The 18,046-nt window shown below is 42.7% G+C and carries 18 protein-coding genes; 12 read left to right on the top strand and 6 right to left on the bottom strand.

Annotated elements, in window-relative coordinates:
• Positions 1 to 74 precede the first annotated feature (74 nt).
• Positions 75 to 764: a response regulator transcription factor gene (locus tag HLI_RS03715; protein WP_128523148.1), complete on the bottom strand. Its 690-nt coding sequence runs from the start codon at positions 762 to 764 to the stop codon at positions 75 to 77.
• Positions 765 to 1,123: 359 nt separating this feature from the next.
• On the opposite strand from HLI_RS03715, the gene HLI_RS03710 reads away from it, so the two are divergent.
• The 6 genes from HLI_RS03710 to HLI_RS03690 all read left to right on the top strand — a co-directional run bounded on the left by HLI_RS03710 (position 1,124) and on the right by HLI_RS03690 (position 5,961).
• Positions 1,124 to 1,726 carry a TetR/AcrR family transcriptional regulator gene (locus HLI_RS03710; RefSeq protein WP_128523147.1) on the top strand — a complete coding sequence of 201 codons (603 nt, stop codon included), beginning with the start codon at positions 1,124 to 1,126 and terminating at the stop codon, positions 1,724 to 1,726.
• Positions 1,727 to 1,728: 2 nt separating this feature from the next.
• Positions 1,729 to 2,634, top strand: coding sequence for an ABC transporter ATP-binding protein (locus HLI_RS03705; protein ID WP_128523146.1), 906 nt, complete (start codon positions 1,729 to 1,731; stop codon positions 2,632 to 2,634).
• On the top strand, positions 2,634 to 4,235 hold the full coding sequence (locus tag HLI_RS03700) for an ABC transporter permease (protein ID WP_128523145.1): 1,602 nt from the start codon (positions 2,634 to 2,636) through the stop codon (positions 4,233 to 4,235). Before HLI_RS03705 ends, HLI_RS03700 begins: the two co-directional genes overlap by 1 nt.
• 322 nt (positions 4,236 to 4,557) lie before the next feature.
• Positions 4,558 to 4,710 (top strand): hypothetical protein, encoded by a 153-nt coding sequence (locus HLI_RS21450; RefSeq protein ID WP_164908471.1) that lies wholly within the window; start codon positions 4,558 to 4,560, stop codon positions 4,708 to 4,710.
• Positions 4,711 to 4,907: 197 nt separating this feature from the next.
• Positions 4,908 to 5,357, top strand: a complete 450-nt coding sequence (locus HLI_RS03695; protein WP_128523144.1) for a GNAT family N-acetyltransferase — start codon at positions 4,908 to 4,910, stop codon at positions 5,355 to 5,357.
• Positions 5,358 to 5,655: 298 nt separating this feature from the next.
• Complete coding sequence (locus tag HLI_RS03690) at positions 5,656 to 5,961, top strand: DUF5316 domain-containing protein (RefSeq protein WP_128523143.1); 306 nt, start codon at positions 5,656 to 5,658, stop codon at positions 5,959 to 5,961.
• 188 nt (positions 5,962 to 6,149) lie between these two features.
• On the opposite strand, the gene HLI_RS03685 is transcribed toward HLI_RS03690, so the two are convergent.
• Positions 6,150 to 7,811, bottom strand: coding sequence for a peptide ABC transporter substrate-binding protein (locus tag HLI_RS03685; protein ID WP_128523142.1), 1,662 nt, complete (start codon positions 7,809 to 7,811; stop codon positions 6,150 to 6,152).
• A gap of 327 nt (positions 7,812 to 8,138) precedes the next feature.
• Here HLI_RS03685 and HLI_RS03680 point away from each other — a divergent pair, with 327 nt between their 5' ends.
• Together HLI_RS03680 and HLI_RS03675 are read left to right on the top strand one after the other, a co-directional pair.
• Positions 8,139 to 9,128, top strand: a complete 990-nt coding sequence (locus HLI_RS03680) for an aminoglycoside phosphotransferase family protein (RefSeq protein WP_128523141.1) — start codon at positions 8,139 to 8,141, stop codon at positions 9,126 to 9,128.
• 63 nt (positions 9,129 to 9,191) lie between these two features.
• Positions 9,192 to 9,422 (top strand): hypothetical protein, encoded by a 231-nt coding sequence (locus tag HLI_RS03675; RefSeq protein ID WP_128523140.1) that lies wholly within the window; start codon positions 9,192 to 9,194, stop codon positions 9,420 to 9,422.
• Positions 9,423 to 9,483: 61 nt separating this feature from the next.
• Here the strand turns inward: HLI_RS03675 and HLI_RS03670 are convergent, their stop codons facing one another.
• Positions 9,484 to 9,672, bottom strand: a complete 189-nt coding sequence (locus tag HLI_RS03670) for a YjzC family protein (protein WP_128523139.1) — start codon at positions 9,670 to 9,672, stop codon at positions 9,484 to 9,486.
• A 105-nt stretch (positions 9,673 to 9,777) separates the two neighbouring features.
• Complete coding sequence (locus HLI_RS03665; protein WP_128523138.1) at positions 9,778 to 10,416, bottom strand: hypothetical protein; 639 nt, start codon at positions 10,414 to 10,416, stop codon at positions 9,778 to 9,780.
• Between the two features lie 127 nt (positions 10,417 to 10,543).
• On the opposite strand from HLI_RS03665, the gene HLI_RS03660 reads away from it, so the two are divergent.
• Complete coding sequence (locus HLI_RS03660) at positions 10,544 to 11,170, top strand: FMN-dependent NADH-azoreductase (RefSeq protein WP_128523137.1); 627 nt, start codon at positions 10,544 to 10,546, stop codon at positions 11,168 to 11,170.
• Between the two features lie 203 nt (positions 11,171 to 11,373).
• On the opposite strand, the gene HLI_RS03655 is transcribed toward HLI_RS03660, so the two are convergent.
• Positions 11,374 to 12,120 (bottom strand): hypothetical protein, encoded by a 747-nt coding sequence (locus HLI_RS03655; protein WP_128523136.1) that lies wholly within the window; start codon positions 12,118 to 12,120, stop codon positions 11,374 to 11,376.
• Positions 12,121 to 12,351: 231 nt separating this feature from the next.
• Between HLI_RS03655 and HLI_RS03650 the strand changes: the two genes are divergently transcribed.
• The 3 genes from HLI_RS03650 to HLI_RS03640 are packed head-to-tail and all read left to right on the top strand — an operon-like array spanning position 12,352 to position 17,462.
• Positions 12,352 to 14,256 carry an IucA/IucC family protein gene (locus HLI_RS03650; RefSeq protein ID WP_164908470.1) on the top strand — a complete coding sequence of 635 codons (1,905 nt, stop codon included), beginning with the start codon at positions 12,352 to 12,354 and terminating at the stop codon, positions 14,254 to 14,256.
• Entirely contained in the window at positions 14,253 to 16,238 is a 1,986-nt protein-coding gene (locus HLI_RS03645; protein WP_241655930.1) for an IucA/IucC family protein, read from the top strand. Before HLI_RS03650 ends, HLI_RS03645 begins: the two co-directional genes overlap by 4 nt.
• Before the next feature lie 24 nt (positions 16,239 to 16,262).
• Positions 16,263 to 17,462: a type III PLP-dependent enzyme gene (locus tag HLI_RS03640; protein ID WP_128523134.1), complete on the top strand. Its 1,200-nt coding sequence runs from the start codon at positions 16,263 to 16,265 to the stop codon at positions 17,460 to 17,462.
• Here HLI_RS03640 and HLI_RS03635 read toward each other — a convergent pair.
• A complete protein-coding gene (locus tag HLI_RS03635; protein WP_128523133.1) occupies positions 17,421 to 17,648 on the bottom strand; it encodes a hypothetical protein in 228 nt (75 codons plus the stop codon). The two genes, HLI_RS03640 and HLI_RS03635, sit on opposite strands and share 42 nt — an antisense overlap.
• Positions 17,649 to 18,046: the final 398 nt, after the last annotated feature.

The following is an 18,046-nucleotide window of genomic DNA, read 5'->3' as shown; positions in this document are numbered from 1 at the left end:
GTTTGTTATCTTGCACACTTACTACTATAAGGAGGAAAACATAAGAAAGGCTTAAGATAATCCTTAAGAAAACCTTAAGTTTTAAGTTTATAGCCCATGCCCCAGATCGTTTCAATATACTCTTCCTCTGGGTCGGCCGTTAAAAGTTTACTTCTCAGATTACTCATATGGACGTTGATCGTATTATCATCACCATGGAAATTTTCATTCCAAACACTCTCGAATAAATTAGCTTTTGTGTACACTTTTTTAGGCGAAGAAATGAGAAGGGATAAAATTTCATATTCCCGTGCTGTTAACTTTAATTCCTTCCCCTTTACTGTGACACTCTTCAGTTCAGCGTCCAGGACAAGGTTTTTGTGATGATACTGATTGGATCCCTGTACTTCCATCCTTTGAAACCTTCTTAAACACGAATCAATTCTGGCAGAAACCTCATCCACATCAAAAGGTTTTGTAATATAGTCATCCGCTCCCGCTCTCAGTGTGTCGACCTTTGTTTGGGTCTCCTGTTTGGCTGAAATTATGATAACGGGGACATGGACCTCTTGATTCAATTTCGTTAAAATTTCTTCCCCGGGTAATCCAGGCAGCATGAGATCCAGCAGAACCAGATCCCATTGTTGATTCTCTAAGTAAATGGCAGCCTCTGTACCTGAATAGGCTGGCTTTGGATGATAACCGTTCTTTTTGATGACATTACATAGTAACCGGTTAATATCATTATCGTCTTCAATGACTAAAACATTTATTGTCTGATTCATAACTTTCATCCTCACCGTTTTATAGCGTAGATTTCCTTTAATATCTTCAGAGACTTAAAAAAACATGAATAGTCTTTATTATAATCCAACAATCGGTTAGGTAAAAATGGTCCATACCTGGGTTCCCCTAAGGAAAGTTTATGAATAGCAGTGCAAATAGACGTGAAAGGAAATCTTCGGAAAATGCCGATAAATTTCGGATGCAATCAATTGTCGAAGTTTAACTAATGGTGAGACCAGTTATGATAGGGTTCAAATAAACATTGACCACTTTGGTCATTCTTTGTTATTATAAAATTGACCGAAGTGGTCATTTCACGTAAGAGGGGTGTCTTACAATTAATGCTAAATTTTATAATTTGAAAATCGATAAACAAGAGCGAATAATCAATGCCGCAATGAAAGAATTTGTGAAAAGCGGTTTTGATAAAGCCTCAACAAATGAAATAGTCAAAGAGGCTGAAATATCAAAGGGTTCCTTATTCAATTATTTTATGAATAAAAAGGATTTGTATCTTTTTTTAATTGAAAGTTCAGTTAAGATCGTTGAGCAAATTTATGATGACATAGACTTTAATGAACAGGACCTTTTTAAAAGGATTGGTCAGATTGGGTTGATTAAATTAAAGATTCAAAAAAGATATCCTCTGGTATTTGATTTTCTGAAATCACTGGGGGATGAAACTGCGGCAGAAGTAAAATCCGATATCGATCAAATGAAGGGCAATATATTGGAGGATGGCTTGAAAAGAATCTATCAGAATATCGATTGGTCAAAATTCCGAGATGATATTGACCCTGAGAAGGCGATCCATATCCTTAACTGGTCTATGGTCGGATTTGCAGAAACGCAACTTGAAAAATTGGATTCTTTTGAAAATGTCGGCGTCCACATACTTGACGAATGGAACAGCTATGCAGAAATTCTCAAGCATAGTTTCTATAAACAGGGGGAGGAATGAACATGAGCTTATTAAAAGTGACGGATTTAACAAAGAAGTTCGGCAAGTTTACAGCATTGGATAGAATTAATCTTGAGGTCGATAAAGGAGAAATTGTAGGGTTTATCGGTCCGAATGGTGCAGGTAAATCGACTGCGATTCGCATATTATTAGGCATATTGAAAGCGACAGATGGAGACGTGAAGATTTTTGACAAGGATGCCTGGCGTGATGCTGTGGCCATTCACAAAAGTATTGCCTATGTCCCTGGTGATGTGAATCTATGGCCGAACTTGACTGGGGGAGAGGTCATTGATTTATTTGTGAAATTGAATGGGACAGTAAATAACGCAAAACGTGAGGAATTAATAAAGAAATTTGATTTAGACCCTTCTAAAAAGTGTCGAACCTATTCCAAAGGAAACAGGCAGAAGGTTGCTTTGGTTGCTGCCTTTTCATCTGAGGCAGACCTTTATATCCTGGACGAACCGACTTCAGGACTCGATCCTCTTATGGAAAAAGTGTTTCAGGAATGTGTGATGGAATTGAAGAGCCAAGGAAAAAGTGTCTTGCTTTCCAGTCACATTTTATCCGAGGTAGAAAAACTTTGCGACAGGGTGAGTATTATACGGCAGGGGAAAATAATCGAATCGGGTTCATTAAGCGAACTGCGCCACCTGACAAGGACGCAAATGCTCGTCGACACTAAACAGCCGATTACAGGGTTGAATGAGTTGGAAGGCATGCATGAGATCGAAGAAGGGGAACATGGGGTTTCATTTCAAGTGGAGACCGCGCAAATCGATCCGGTTATCAAACATATCAGTCAATTCGGTATCATCAAAATTGAGAGTGCTCCGCCAACCTTAGAGGATTTATTCATGCGTCATTATGAAGGGAAGGAGACAGAAGGGGGAGAAGTACACTGATGGCAGGGAAATTAATGGCTAAAACGGCGTACCTTTCAAAATTCATTCTTCGTCTTGATCGCATCCGGATTCCGATTTGGATCATTGCCCTTACTTTTTTTACGCTCATTGTACCAATGTCTTTTGTAGATCTTTATGGTTCCCAACAGGAAAGGGAGGCAATGGCCCAAACGATGGCAAATCCAGCTATGACCGCCATGACTGGGCCAGCTGATCTTGCAAACTATACGCTTGGTGTCATGACCGCACATCAGATGCTGCTCATCACAGCTGCGGTGGTCGGGTTGATGAGTATTCTCCTGGTGACTCGCCACACACGTGCCGCTGAAGAAGATGGACGCTTGGAAATGATTCGTTCCTTACCAACAGGAAGGCTTTCCTATTTGAATTCTGTTCTGATTGTCATATCAGGGGCTTGCGCGGGGTTAGCATTGCTCAATGGCTTCGGACTTTACGCGCTCGGGATAGAGAGTATGGATTTGGAAGGTTCCTTATTGTATGGGGCAGCCCTAGGCGCCACGGGCTTGTTTTTTGCGGGAGTAACAGCTGTATTTGGTCAGCTTTCAGACAGTTCACGCGGTACGGTCGGTTATTCGATTGCCTTCCTGCTTATCGCTTATCTTTTCCGTGCAGTCACCGATGTCAGCAATGAGGCTTTATCGTGGATTTCACCGCTTGCCTGGGTGACTAAAGCACAAGTTTACGATACGAATAATTGGTGGCCGGTCCTTTTAATGGTGTTTGTTTCGGTGGTCCTGTATGGTGTGGCGAATTACCTGAATGTAATCAGGGACTTGGATCGCGGCTTTTTGCCATCCAAACCTGGTAAAAGATATGCTTCCCGCTTTTTGCAGAGTCCCATCGGTCTTGCTTTAAGGTTACAACGGACCGGAGTCATCTCATGGGCTGTGGGGATGCTTGTATTAGGAGCTTCTTATGGCGCTGTGTTAGGAGATCTTGAGTCGTTTTTCTCCAGTAATGAAACAATGAAACAGCTGCTTAAGCCGGCGGAAGGGGTGACATTGGTTGAACAGTTCATTCCGATGCTGATGATTGTCATTTCACTGCTTGCCACTGTCCCTCCTGTCATGGCAGTGAATAAACTGCGCGCTGAGGAGAAAAAGGAACAAATCGTTCATTTGTTAAGTAGAAATGTTTCCCGGAATAAGCTGTTAGGCAGCTACCTGCTGATTTCGATTGGCAATGGATTCGTCATGCTCATGCTTGCAGCGCTTGGGTTATGGTCAGCGGGGACGGCAGTAGTTGATGGCGGATTATCGTTTCAAATGATTTTTGGGGCGGCCTTGTCTTATTATCCCGCCATGCTCGTCATGATCAGTATAGCCGTATTGCTGATTGGTTGTTTGCCGAATTTGACGGGCTTTATTTGGCTCTATGTTCTTTATTCCTTTTTGGTATTGTATTTAGGAGGATTATTTCAGTTTTCCGATTGGGTCGGCAATCTCTCACCTTTTGGCCACGTGCCGCAAATACCGATTGAAGATTATTCATTCATGGCACTCGCTGGATTGAGCTTGTTTGCGGTCTTACTGACAATAGCAGGTTTTATAGGCTTCAATAAACGCGATATAAAGATTTGATGAACTGGACATTAACTGACTGACGAAGAAATTCATAGAGCATCGATGAAAAAGTATTCACTCGATGCAAAGTAACTGAAGAACACAACTTTTGAGGTATGCATCTTATAAAGAAGCCGAGTTGGACGATTTTATCGTTCATTTCGGCTTCTTTTATAGTTTTGATGGGACATTAGGGCTCCTAATCTTCCATGGTATTAGTGCTAGTTTGCTATTGACGGTGAAGATCGCTAACGCGTACATGCAGAGTGGTTTTCTTTCATAAGTCATAGAATATTACTCTTTTTAGATGTGCCACTGTTGATTCCACGATGAGCGGTCGGTGGTGACGCCTGCGGGAACAGCGCGAGCCGAAGATCCACTTGGTCAAGTGATCTTCTTGACCAAGTTAGCTGAGGCCGTGCCCGCGGCAAGCATCCACCGACAAGCGATTCGTGAGAAGCAACACCAAACTTTAACAGCTTCTCTAGATTGAAAAGGATTTTTCAGTTTCCTCACTCGTTGCTATTCCTTTTTTAGATATTTGACATGGTTTCAGTTTTGGGAAATGGAAACTATTTTACCTAAAATTTGGTACTTATGATAAACTCAGGTTATCAAAGATGTCCTATTAAAATAGAATAATCGTCGTAGTAGGTTAGCCGAGAATGAAAGTTGAGAAGGAGACAGGAAATGGAGCTGCATACAGAGAGACTGAAACTAACCCCTTGTACGAATGAGTCATTAATGACCTATTCCACAAATGGATACGAACCTGGACCTCATATTGAAATGTATCTTGAAGAATTGAAAAAAGAAGCATCTGTTTTTGGTTGGGGAGTCTGGCTTATTGTTGATAAACAAACGAATGAAATTATCGGTGATATGGGCTTTAAAGGTAAGCCTGATGAAGAAAAATCGGTTGAAGTGGGCTATGGTATCGAATCTGCACAACAAAATAAAGGTTATGCGACAGAAGCATTGAAATCTATCATTGGATGGGCATTCAACACGGGTTCGGTAAATAAAATAATGGCTGAATGTCTTGAGGATAATGCACCTTCAATAAGGGTGTTAGAGAAAGTGAATATGATAAAAATACATAAAGATGAAGGTATGCTTTATTGGCAATTATATAAATGATTGTCTAAAGTACTTTGTTAAGTGAGTTAGTCAAAAATACGAAGAGGCTGGGAGAAAACGATAACTGCGACTGGAAAAGACGATGAGGAGGTTGAGGCTGTGCCTGCGTAAAGCGAAGTATGTTGACGTAGCGGCGTATGCATTTATTGCTTCATAAAGGAAACCCGAACGTTTTTTTGTTCGGGTTTTCTAGTGGGAAATTTTTTTATCCCAGGCACTTTGCTGCTTTTTGAAAGAAAGCGATTGAAGCTTGAAACGAAATTGTTCGTTGAACGTATGTAAAGTGAGGAGTGATAACATGAAACAGAAATGTTTTGGTATTGGAGTTGTAGTGACCCTCACTTCCTTTATTTATGGATTTTCAACAAATGAATGGGAAACAACTGTGAAAATAATAGCGATCAGTGCTGTCGTCCCGTTATTGATTACGGGCCTTTTAACGGGGGCTTTCGTGAGTGGGGATCGGAATAGGGCAAATAATCATACAGAAGTTAAGGAAGATAGGGAGCTTAAGAGCAAATGGATCAAGGGATTTTTATTGATTAGTGCTCCAAATGCAGTTTCCATGATTATTTTGATGATTACAGCAATGATCAATAGTTAATTTCATTTTGTGAGACGTCATGATCACGCTGATAGGGAGGGATAAGGTGAAGAAGTTTTTATTTGGTATCGTGCTAATTTTAACAGGGTGTTCAGTAGATGGTCAGGATATGATTCTAGAGAAGCATTGAGGTGGATTTTATCGAATGAAAAGAGGTCAACCCTTTCACAGGCTGACCTTTTCTCCTCTTATTTTCCTTCAATATAAGCGTACTTGTAAGTGTAATCCGGCCCCATCGGATTCGCTGTTACATTTTTAATGTAGGGTTTCCATAACTGGGCTTTTGCACGTTGATAAAGCGGTGCAATGACTGCGTCTTCCTGAATGAGTAATTTCTCTGCTTCGAGGAAAGTTTCAAAGCGCTCCCCAGGTTTTTGCGCCAATTCCGTGCCTGCTTTTTTGATTAAGCTGTCATATTTTTCACTGGAGTAACCGGTTTTGTTGTTTCCACCATCTGTAACCCAGAGGTTCAAGAATGTATTCGGGTCAATGTAGTCTGGTCCCCAACCGTAGTTTTCAATGTCATAGTCCATGTTGCTGTCCCGCTCCAAGCGTACTTTGAAAGGTACACTCTCTACCTTGATCGATAGTCCTTCAAGTTGCTCAAGCTGGTCCTTGATGAAAGCATCCAGATTCTGGGCTACTTCAGTATCGCCACCTAAGTAGCGGAGCTCTGCTGTTTCGATTCCCAGTTCTTCCTTCGCTTTCTTCCAATGCTCTTGAGCTTTCGCTACACTATCTGTGACAAGACTGCCATTGATGTCACGGAAGTCCTCTCCTGTTTCCGGGTGATTGACGAAGTTCGCTGGCATATATCCACCAGCCGGAATGGATCCGTTATTCAGGATGACATCGACCATGCTTTGGCGGTCGACGACCATCTGGATGGCTTTACGTGCATGAAGGTTAGAGAGGATTTCGTTTTCCTGGTTCATTTTCAGGAAGAAAACGGTCGGTTCTTCTTCTGTTTTAAATTCCTCATTGGTCCGGTACTTGTCGACGAATTCGGAGGAAAGGTTCGTCACATCCACTTCGTTCGTCTCGTATAGATTCACAGCTGATGCTGTATCTTTGACGACATTCACAGTAATCTTTTCAAGCTTCACCTTGTCTGCATCCCAATAATCGTCATTCTTTTCAACTGTCCATCCTTCACCATGGTCCCATTCAGTCATAATGAAGGGTCCGTTAGAGAGAAGAGCATCTGCTTCCATAGCGTACTTTTCGCCTTTTTCTTCAACGAACTTTTGATTCATCGGTAAAAACGTTCCAAAGGCCGTCATTGACTGGAAATATGGCGTAGGTCTTTCGAGTGTCACTTCAAAAGTAAAATCATCGACTGCTTTAACACCAAGGGCGTCCAACTCTTTTTCCCCTTGAGAGACGGCTTCAGCATTTTTTATGACGCCATTCATCATGTAAGGCCCATATTCTGAGCCGGTATCAGGATCGATTGTGCGCTGCCATGCATATACAAAGTCGTGGGCAGTCACAGGGTCTCCATTGGACCATACAGCATCTTCGCGTAATTGGAACGTCCAAACAAGACCATCTTCACTTACCTTATGGTCTTTGGCAATTCCCGGCTCTGTCTTTCCATCTTTTCCAAGGCGGTATAGTCCATCTTTCGTAGAGCCTAACCATTGTGAAGCTATCGCATCGATCGTCAGAGAAGAGTCCATCGTAGGGATTTCTGCACCTTCTGTCAGATGGAGTTCTTGTTTACTCGAGCTGTCGGCTGAGGAAGATTCTTCTTCTTCCTTGGTGGTTTCTTCAGCTCCTGAACAAGCTGCCAAAAGCATACTCATCAAAAGAGTGAAACTTAGTAGATACCATTTTGTTTTCTTCATATGTAACGTACCTCCCGGATTTCTATGTGTTCTTTTCAAAAAAAGCTGATGTTCTACATACCTCCTATTTTTTAGTTCAATGAGAAACTAGCACAGGCTTATGTACTTATCCCCCTTTTCGTTCCATAATCTATGTATTTTATAAAAGTTGTAAAATTCCTGCCATTAGAAGGTTGGGATATGAGAGGTGGTTATATACCTCTAAGGGCCTTTATTCAGGTTGAACTTTCCCAAGCTTTGAAAAGAGGATTCGAATTGCAGGAGGAGTAAATTGAGATTAGATTGTTTAAAGATTTTTAAAATAGGAAAGGTGCGAGGAGGAAAAGGATGAAACTGGCATTGTTTGAAAGGAAAGTGGCTGAATGGGCACATAACCATGCAGAAGAACTGGGACTTTTGAGAAAAGTGGTAACGGCGGAATATATATGGAATCCCGGGGGCTTTGTGAATCAGTCATATAAAATCACCGATGGAAAGAGATGGCGGCATATAAAGCTCGCTCGGAAAGAGAATGTCCCTGCTCTGAAACAGTGGATGCAGGTGAATTCTTTATTGATGAGTGACTTTAAAGCACCGACGCTTATCTGTGAGATAAAAGAAGAACTGGTTCCAGGTTATCCTTATGGGCTCGTTTTTGAATATTTTGAGGGAAAGCCGTTAAGTGGGAATGATCAAGTTACTGAGTCCGTTTTACATAAGCTGCAGCAATTACATAGCAGCAGTAAAATGAAAGAGCACTTAACCAGGATGGAGCCTATTACATATGCGGATGCATTTACGAAGGAATATATAACACGTTTTCAAGCGGATCTATCTATTATCGAATCAGAGAAAGACCTGCTATCATTTGTAGATGAAGAAACCCTCCATTTTTTCCATCAGGAGGTGGATGATCTGCAGGAAAGGGTCTGTGAAGATGAGGCTTTCCGGGGGCTGGCTTCGGACGTCGTTCATAATGATATGAACTGGCATAATGTGTTGGTGGACGATGCGGGTGGCTACCGGATCATTGATTGGGACGATCTTACTTCATCGGGTGATGCAGCCATGGATTACTCTGTGTTCCTGTGGCCGTTCTATCAAACGGCTGGCTGGGATTTTTGGAGGGAGAAAGTAGAAGGTTTAGCCGGGGAGGAAATCCTGGATCGAATGCATTATTACTTCAAAGCCAAGTTGCTGGATGAAGTGATCGACGTGCTTGCTGATTATATTGAAGCAGAAGAACTGCCAGAAATCAAAAACTTCACACAGGAAAAAGCCATGATGACCCATTTGGAAGCACTAACTAAATATAAAGCATTATATAACGGGAAATGAGCATGTTTCCTATTCTTTCTACATAACCTACTACAAATAGCATGTATAGTAGGGAGTGAAAGAATGGCTTTCACATACGGTAAAGGTGAGTTGATCGAGGATTTGCAGGAGGTCTTCGCGAAGCATAATGTGCAGTCCATCCAGGTGAAAGAGCCAGGAACATTGTTTTTCATAGAAGAGGACGGTTCACTGACGATCGGCACGAAGGCATCGATTTATTCTTTTGAGCGCCACCCGGATGAGAAGGGCGGGGTCAAGTTCAAAGTGATCAATGGAGGCAGTACTAAGAAGTGAAGCACAAGAAAAGGTCCTGAGCGGATATCCGGCTCAGGACCTTTTGATTCTTGCTCGCTTTTTAGTTGGACTTCTTCCAGTATGCTGCTTCTTTACTGGAGCGAAGTGGCGGGAAGGTATCACCATTACTTAATTCAATATGTTTTTCATCTTCTGTTACGTTATCCTTTTTTCGACCATCAACTAAACCATCAAATGCATATGTTCCAGCTTGCGGAGCCTGTTCGCCTGTCTTGTAACGGTCTGCCATCGTTGAAAACATCCTTTCATTGATTTATTAGTTGTGCGCACATAAGCTATATTGCCGTAATTCATCCTAATAAAACCTAATTATGGAAAATAGTTCTTAAGGCCTTCATCCATTTTCTATGATAAATAAAATCAGGAAGAAGAGCCCGTTCACTTGAAGGATTTTGCTAAAGTGTAAAGGTATGAAACGTGGCCCATATAGACGGGTGATCAATAAAACGAACAAGGCAAGCGCGTACCAACCTTCCTGGTGGATGAGAGTGTAAGAGAAATTCTCATTCATAAATGGATAGAAAAGATGCGTTCCATTGCCAAGAAAATCGACTGCGATTCCTGCTATGGATAGGATTGTCATGAAAGCCCACCATAGTTTCTGAAAAGAAGTGATCATATATTTTTCAATAAAGAAGGCTATACCGAGTGCCAATATTGGGACGAAAAGCAGACTGTGGAACAAAAGAATGCCGAACAGTTTCGGAATATCGATCACCAGCACGACGGCGGCTCCGAGTAACATGATATTTCTTCGCTGCAGCTGGGAGAGGGACTCGTTTTCAAAGAATAGATTCATGATGAGAGCCCCTGCCAGGACGTGTACAAGTGTCGATGGAATATGACTGATGAGAATATCGAGCACAGCGATTTCCCTTCTTTCTGTAAGTATTCTTCTTTGTTGGTTCCACATGGAGAGGGAAGAATAAACGTCCAGGATGATAAGGAAACCTTTATTGTTGACAATATCCATCATCCCTTATATATTTATCTACATAAAAAGTATGCATAGCAACTAAATGGTGCAGTGAAAGAGATGATTTACGTTTCCATTATTTAGTTGCTATAACAACTTATTCATACAAATGGAGGTTCTCAACATGACGAAAGTATTATTCATAAAAGCGAACTCCAGACCTATTGAGCAGTCTGTGAGTGTCAAGCTTTATTATAAGTTCTTAGAAAACTACAAGGAGTCCCACCCGGATCACCAAATCGAGGAGCTTGATTTGTTCGAAGAAAACCTCGGTTATTATGATACGAATAAGATCAATGGAATGTTCAAGCTGTCTAGAGATATCGAGCTTACCGACGATGAGAAAACAGCGACTAGAACAGTCAATCATTATTTGAATCAATTTTTAGAAGCGGATAAAGTCGTATTTGCTTTCCCACTATGGAACTTCACAATTCCTGCCGTGCTTCACACGTATTTTGATTATTTAGCACAAGCAGGGAAGACTTTCCGTTACACGGAAGAAGGTCCAGTAGGGATGCTGCCGGATAAAAAGGTAGCTCTTCTGAATGCACGTGGAGGTGTTTATTCGGAGGGACCAGCAAAATCGGCGGAAATGGCCGTGAATTATGTGGAAAATATTCTGCATTTCTGGGGAGTCGAAGATATTACCACATTGGTAGTGGAAGGTCACAACCAATATCCTCATAAAGCAGAAGGTATTGTAGAAGAAGGTTTGGAAAAGGCAGCTGCGACTGCTGTTTCCTTCTAAAATAAAAGTAAGCTGGAAAAGCATCCTTCGTTGTAGAGGCTGCTAAAAAACCTCTTCTGAATAGAGTGATTTTCTTGTATCGAAAAGAAGCCGAGTTGGACGATTTGATCGTCCAACTCGGCTTCTTTATTTGATGCATAACTCAAAAAGTGTTGCTGCGTATTGAGTGTAATTGGAAAAATATGGTTCACTTGAGGAAAAGATCACAACCGCTCGTCGCGTTCTTCGTCTGGGATGAGCGGGCATGTAGGGCAGCATTTCGTTTTATCTCCGCCATGAAGCATATATTTCATACAACAGTGCCGCCGCACATACGTCTCTTTTCCATTATCTGCAGTATAATAACGGAAGTTGAATAGCAAAGGGTTTCGTCGGTTTTTCTCGAAAAGGTCATTTGATGTGAACCAACGGAATACTTGTTCGATGTGTTCTTTTATTTCCGGGCGTTCTTTTACCAGTGCACATTTTCTTTGGTGAAGGTTATGGGAAACAATCGACCGCATATGCGCTGGTTTACATTTGGCAACTTGGGCAATTGTTTGGAACAATGGTTGTAAGTTCTCTACAATGAAGGTGTGGACCAAATTCTTAACCTGTTCCTCAGGCAGGTCAGCAACACGGTACACAACATCTTCGTGAATCATATAGTTCATAGCGTTTTTTTGCTTCAATTCAATGCCTATGTTGGATGGAGCAGTATCGATGATAAGGCCATACTTGATGATGGATTCAAAAAGTCCCATGGTTAAAACGGAATACATCTTTCCGAATAGAAGTCCGGTAAGCGACAAATTCGGGGCATCGAGCTGCCGTTTTTGTAAGTCCAGAAGTTGCTCCGCCTGCTGTTGATCGTGAATCAGTTCATTGACCGTATATGAAATACGATTCTGAGCTTCCGTCCCGATATAAATTCGATGGTCATTTTGGATTTGTTCAAATGCAGCATTCATATAGATGACTCCCACATTTTATATTTTTCCACCATAATCTTTGGAAATGATAACTGTTATCAATTATAAAATAATTCTGCAAATCCAACAACAGGAACGGGCATAATAAACAGGGGGATGGACGTATGCTAACTCTATGTAGTTTGCTTATATTCGATTACTCCTATTAAAAAAAGGGAATAAGAAAATTCAGCTGTGAGGTTGTACAAAACCTCGGATGAGGTGAGAAAAGTGAAAAGAATAAATCAACCAGTTCATTCTATAAAAAACAAATACCCGGACTTCGAAAAGAATTACATAATTCATTTGAAAAAAGCGGAAAAGGTGATTCTCCATCAGCTCATTCAAGCCATCATCCGTGAAGGCGTTTTTGATTATGTGTGGGTTGCGGATGGCTCCAGTATTCACATTTCCCTCTGTGATGGGGAGTCACTCCAGGTACCTGTCGGCAGAGTGTCTGCGTTAAGTCATCTGGATCTTGATGGTAAAATCATCCATAGTGATATCGAAGGGAATAAGCATCCTATCACGACACCGCTCGTTTTGCTGGATGTCTTATATGACAAGGAAAACCTATCAAAAAATCAACTGTCGTTTTATAAAGAAATAGCGAACAGTGTCGAGAATTACGGGTTGGCGTTAACTATTGCCGGTTACCGCCAGAAGAAGGTTGAACAAGAAGCACGGCAGCTGAATGCAAAAGATGTCTATTCGTTAGTAAGTGCCGAACAGCAGAAGAGCCACTCATTCAGTCCGCTGGCTTTTTTTGAACAATGGGTCATTCAAGGACACACGATTCATCCTTGTTCACGGACACGACTCGGCATGTCAGCAGAGGACATTGCCTGCTACGCGCCTGAGTGGGGTGGAGAGCCAGAGGTCATTCCTCTAGTTGTCCATCACCACATCTGCAGGGTGACGGCACTCGATAACCAGAATACCAAAACGATATTATTCCAGGAGTATCCTGAACTCGAGCAAGCTTTTGAAGAGTTGTGTGAATCGCGGCTGATGAACGAGGACGAATATGAGATCATCCCCGTCCATCCATGGCAATTCACCCATACAGTAAGACACAATTATCACGAAGCTTTGGAAAAAGGACGAATCATTCCATTAGAAAATGTCCGAATCAAGACGGCGGCGCTTATTTCATTCCGGACGTTAGCCCCTTTAAACAACCGCACGAAGCATCATATAAAAACAGCGATGAACGTACAAATGACGAGTGCCATCCGTACAGTTTCCGCCGCATCTACCATCAATGGGCCTTTACTATCCCGGCTGTTCCAGGAGATGTTAAGGAATGATAGCTTCCTCTCAAGCCGCTTGACATTGATGAGTGATGAGGTGGGCATCCATTACGAACCGGAAGGAGAATTTGATGAGAAGCAAACCCATTTTCTCCAGAAGAATATGGCGGCCATACTCCGGGGAAATCCAGAACAGGAGCTTCAGGAAGACGAAATCGCTATTCCGGCAGCTGCTTTATTATCCAAGTCACCTGTATCAGGAAGGTTGATAGTCGAAGAACTCGTCCAGCGCCAGGAGCAAGGATCGGTTTTTGAAGCGTCGCAGGCCTTTATGAAAAAGTATGCCAGGGCTTTGCTTCCCGGAATTTTGACTTTGATTACAAAGTATGGCATCAGCATGGAAGCCCATTTGCAGAATTGCGTCATTGTATTCAGGAACGGATCTCCAGAACGGGTGATCCTCCGAGATATCGGTGGAATCCGGATCATGAATGAACGTCTGGATCGTTACTTTGATAAACAACCGATTGACCCGAGTACGAATCTTTTGACAGCGCAACGTAATGAGCTTCTTGATATCTTTTCCCATGCGCTGCTTCATAATCATTTAGGAGAAATCATCTACTGGTTATCCAGAGATCTCAAGGTCGATGAAATGAAATTATGGGCCATCGTCCGCTCTGTAATCGAAGAAACATACACTCATTTAAAACAAGATCCTACGATTGGTAGTGAAGCAATGGCTGACGAAAACCACCTTTTTTCTCAGCCATCGAGAATGAAAGCATTGGTACAGATGCGCTTATCAGACAAATATACAGATAACATTTACGTGAATCTCCCGAATCCGCTTTCTATGAGAAATGAGGTGCTTGGAACTTGACCATATCAGCAATGAAAAGCCAAAGCTTGATCGATACAGAACTCTTGAAAGAAGAAGAAAGCTGTTTGTCTTTCGCAAAAGAGTATCTGCCTGCCCAGGTGCCTCGTTTTCTTCACCACAGGGAAATGGGCAGAAAAGGGATTCTTTATAAATTAGCAGACTCTGTCTTAAGAGAGAATATCGATGGCTTCTATGAGCGGGCCTTCGATTTGAAGAAACACGGCGGATCCCTCTATATCAACGGTCATTCTTTTTCGTGGGAAAAGGTTTATGAGCCTTTGAAAAAACTGCCGCTTCGCACAGACCTTACGTATAAGTACCTGAAGTTGGAGGGGTACGCGCTACTATTTCCTATAAAGAATGAGTACGCCTTTCAGCTTGTAGAAACTACGGATGAGGTGATTTATGTTGATAGTGAGAAAGCAAGAGTGGTCCCCACTGCTTCTACGCTGACAAGGCTTTTGTTCAGCAAAGAGAACTATCCGAATGTAGATACATTTATAAAAGAACTCAATAATGGCACCGTAAACTTGATGCTGGCTTCGATGTATCAGGAAGAGTGGAAAGGGAAACTCAAGAAGGAAGCAGAAAAACTCGGAGTCCGCACGACTATGGAATATTTGCAAAAGAAGAGGACCGGGGACGCACGTTTTTCTTCAAGTTTATTTTTTGAGCAGCTGACCGTTGAAGGCCACCATCTTCACCCTGGCGCCAAAACGAAGCTTGGTGTGACTTTTTCGGATGTGTTCCGCTACTCTCCGGAATTTCACCAATCTTTTAATATTCGCTTTGCGGCCGTCCGTAAGACTCATTTGATCTCCACAGAAGAAAAGGGTTTATTGGAGAAGCATTATCCTGAAAAATGCTTTGAAGTAAGAAAGGAGTTGGAACGAAGAGGCTGTGCGGCAGACACATTCGACATTCTGCCTGTCCACCCATGGCAGTTTGCACACGCTATCCCGGCGATTTATGAAAAGGAAATAGAGGCAGGCACTGTTGTGCTTTTACAAGATGTGAAGCTGCCTGCTGAAGCGACTTCATCGTTTCGAACGGTCGCCCCGAAGCAGGAGGGCGCGCCAGATCTCAAGCTTGCAGTCAACAGCCAAATGACATCGACGGTACGTTCGATTTCCATGCAGACAGCCATGAATTCAACCGTAGTTACAGATTTGTTGAAGGGGGTTATGGACAAAGAACCAAACCTGCAGTCTTTTCTTCCTCTCAATGAACTAGGGGGAGCAGCTTTTCAGTCGGAAGATGACATGAAAAGCCGCAACTTGACGGTGCTTTTACGTGAAAATATCGATGAATACCTAGAGGATGACGAAATCGCGATTGCCGGAATGGCTTTATATGCAACATCGCCGTTCAGCGAAACAACGGTATTAAAGGAATTGGTAGATTCTTTTGCTCGTGAGAATAATGTGAAAAGAGATGCCGCTGCCAATGACTTTTTCCAGGACTATTTAGAAAAGGTACTTCCCGGTTATCTCACACTGATGGTCAAATATGGAGTTGCTCTTGAAGGACATCTGCAGAACAGTATCCCTGTCTTTAAAAATGGCAGGATATCGCGTTTCTTTTTCAGAGATTGGGGAGGAGCACGGATTCATACAGAGCGCCTGCGGAATCAGGGCTTCTCGCCAGGGTTCGCCCCTGATTCAGTCTCGGTCACAAATCAGGATGCAGATATGCATAACAAGCTGTATTATACAGTTTTTCAAAATCATTTAGGTGAGATGATCAGGCAGCTTGTGCAATATTCAGGTAGGGATGAGTCTGCATTTTGGACGCAGGTCAAAACCGTCTGTGGTGGCGTTTTGCATGACTTGTCACTGCAACAGGATATTGCGGAACAAGTCAGGCTGGATCGTACGTTTTTATACCAATCAAAGGTGATGCATAAGTCGCTTACGAAAATGAGACTCACCAACAGTAAAGGATATGGCTATAATGCCGTTCCGAACCCGTTAGCGGATTGAAGACGAAACCCGGAGGAATCAGTCATGGCCACCAATGCAAAGAGGCAGACAGTAGAAATGTATATAGAGGAAAAGCGGGTACAGGGCGAGGAGCCTGTTTGTGCTTATGTCTATGACTTAGAAAAGTTGAGAGATCATGCAAATACGATCAAGGAGAGTCTTCCTGATTTTTGCAAGCTTTATTATGCCGTCAAGGCGAATCCTGATCAGCACCTGCTGGAGGTGTTAGCACCTACTGTCGATGGGTTCGAGGTGGCTTCAGAAGGGGAGATCCACAAGGTGAATGAGGTCGGGCAAATACCGATGATTTTCGGTGCTCCGGCCAAGAAAGATTGTGAAATCGAAGCGGCGATACGGGACGGTGTCGGTTATCTGAACGTGGAAAGCTTTCAGGATTTGAACAGGATGTTGTATCTTGCTGAACAAAAGCAAGTGAAAATACCGATTCTGATCCGGGTCAATTTAAGCTCAGATGTCCCTGACAGTCACCATATGATGTCAGGAGTCCCGTCCCAATTCGGGGTCGATGAAGCTGATATACCTGATTTGATTGAAAAAGCACTCCAATCCGACCATGTTAAAATAGAAGGCTTTCATTTCCATGCAATGTCCAACAACTTGAATGCAAAAGCCCATGTCCGGTTTGTCGAAACTTGCATAGAGAAGTCCCGTAAATGGCAGGAACAATTCAAACTTGAAATTTCTGTTGTTGATATCGGCGGAGGAATCGGTATCAACTATTGGAATCCGGGAGAACCGTTCGACTGGGCTACCTTTGCTGAGGGGATCGACCATCTCGGAAAAATTGTTGGAAATCTGACTTTGGTATTGGAAATCGGACGTTATATGACGGCGGAGTGCGGCTTCTATGTTACAGAAGTATTGGATGTGAAGAAGAATCATGATCAGTATTTTTCCCTGGTCCGGGGAGGTTCGCACCATTTGCGTCTGCCGGCCGCATGGAAAATGAGCCAACCATTCCGTATCCATCCAGTGGAGGAATGGCGTTATCCGTTTGAACGGCCAGGAGTGTTGAATGCTGAGGTCACCATCGCTGGCGAACTGTGCACACCGAATGACGTGCTTGTGCGTCAGAATTCTGTCAAGCAGCTCCGGGCCGGTGATATCATTATTTTTGAAATGGCTGGTGCATATGCCTGGACCATCTCCCACCATGATTTCTTAAGCCACCCCCAGCCGGAAATGGTTTATTTGAATAAGTAAGGTGGGTCTCTCGGAGCTACTGAAAAACCCTATACCATCTAGAGGAGCTGTTAACGTTTGTTGTTGCTTCTCACGAATCCCTTGTCGGTGGATGCTTGCCGCGGGCACGGCCTCAGCTAACTTGGTCAAGAAGATCACTTGACCAAGTGGATCTTCAGCTCGCGCTGTTCCCGCAGGCGTCACCACGGAACGCTCCTCGTGGAATCAACAGTGGCCCATCTGAAAAGAGTGTTTTTCTTTAATTTATAAAAGAAAATCGCTATCATCCGTCTTTTCCAGAAGGATTGCTGCGCAAGCATTCCCCGCGCCCCTTGCTATATGTTTTTCTCGACATTCGTTCAGAAAAATGCTGGCATATTTGAGTGAGACTCAAACATCTTAGGTTAAATACAAGGTTCCCTCCATGAATGCTCCCCTTGGGAAGTAGTTTCGAGAGTCTTCCTAAACGTATGGTTGGCTGGGAAACAGCGCATAGCCTCAAGCTAAGCTAGACGATTTTGTTTCCCCTTCTATAAACGTTATCCTTCCATGAAGAAATTTCTAAGGAAGGATGATTTTATGCATTTCGAAAAACAAATCAAGTC

The organism is Halobacillus litoralis (genome assembly GCF_004101865.1).
Classification (GTDB): domain Bacteria; phylum Bacillota; class Bacilli; order Bacillales; family Halobacillaceae; genus Halobacillus; species Halobacillus litoralis_A.
The sequence above is the reverse complement of the archived record's forward strand: the minus strand, read 5'-3'. Positions and strand labels throughout refer to the sequence as shown.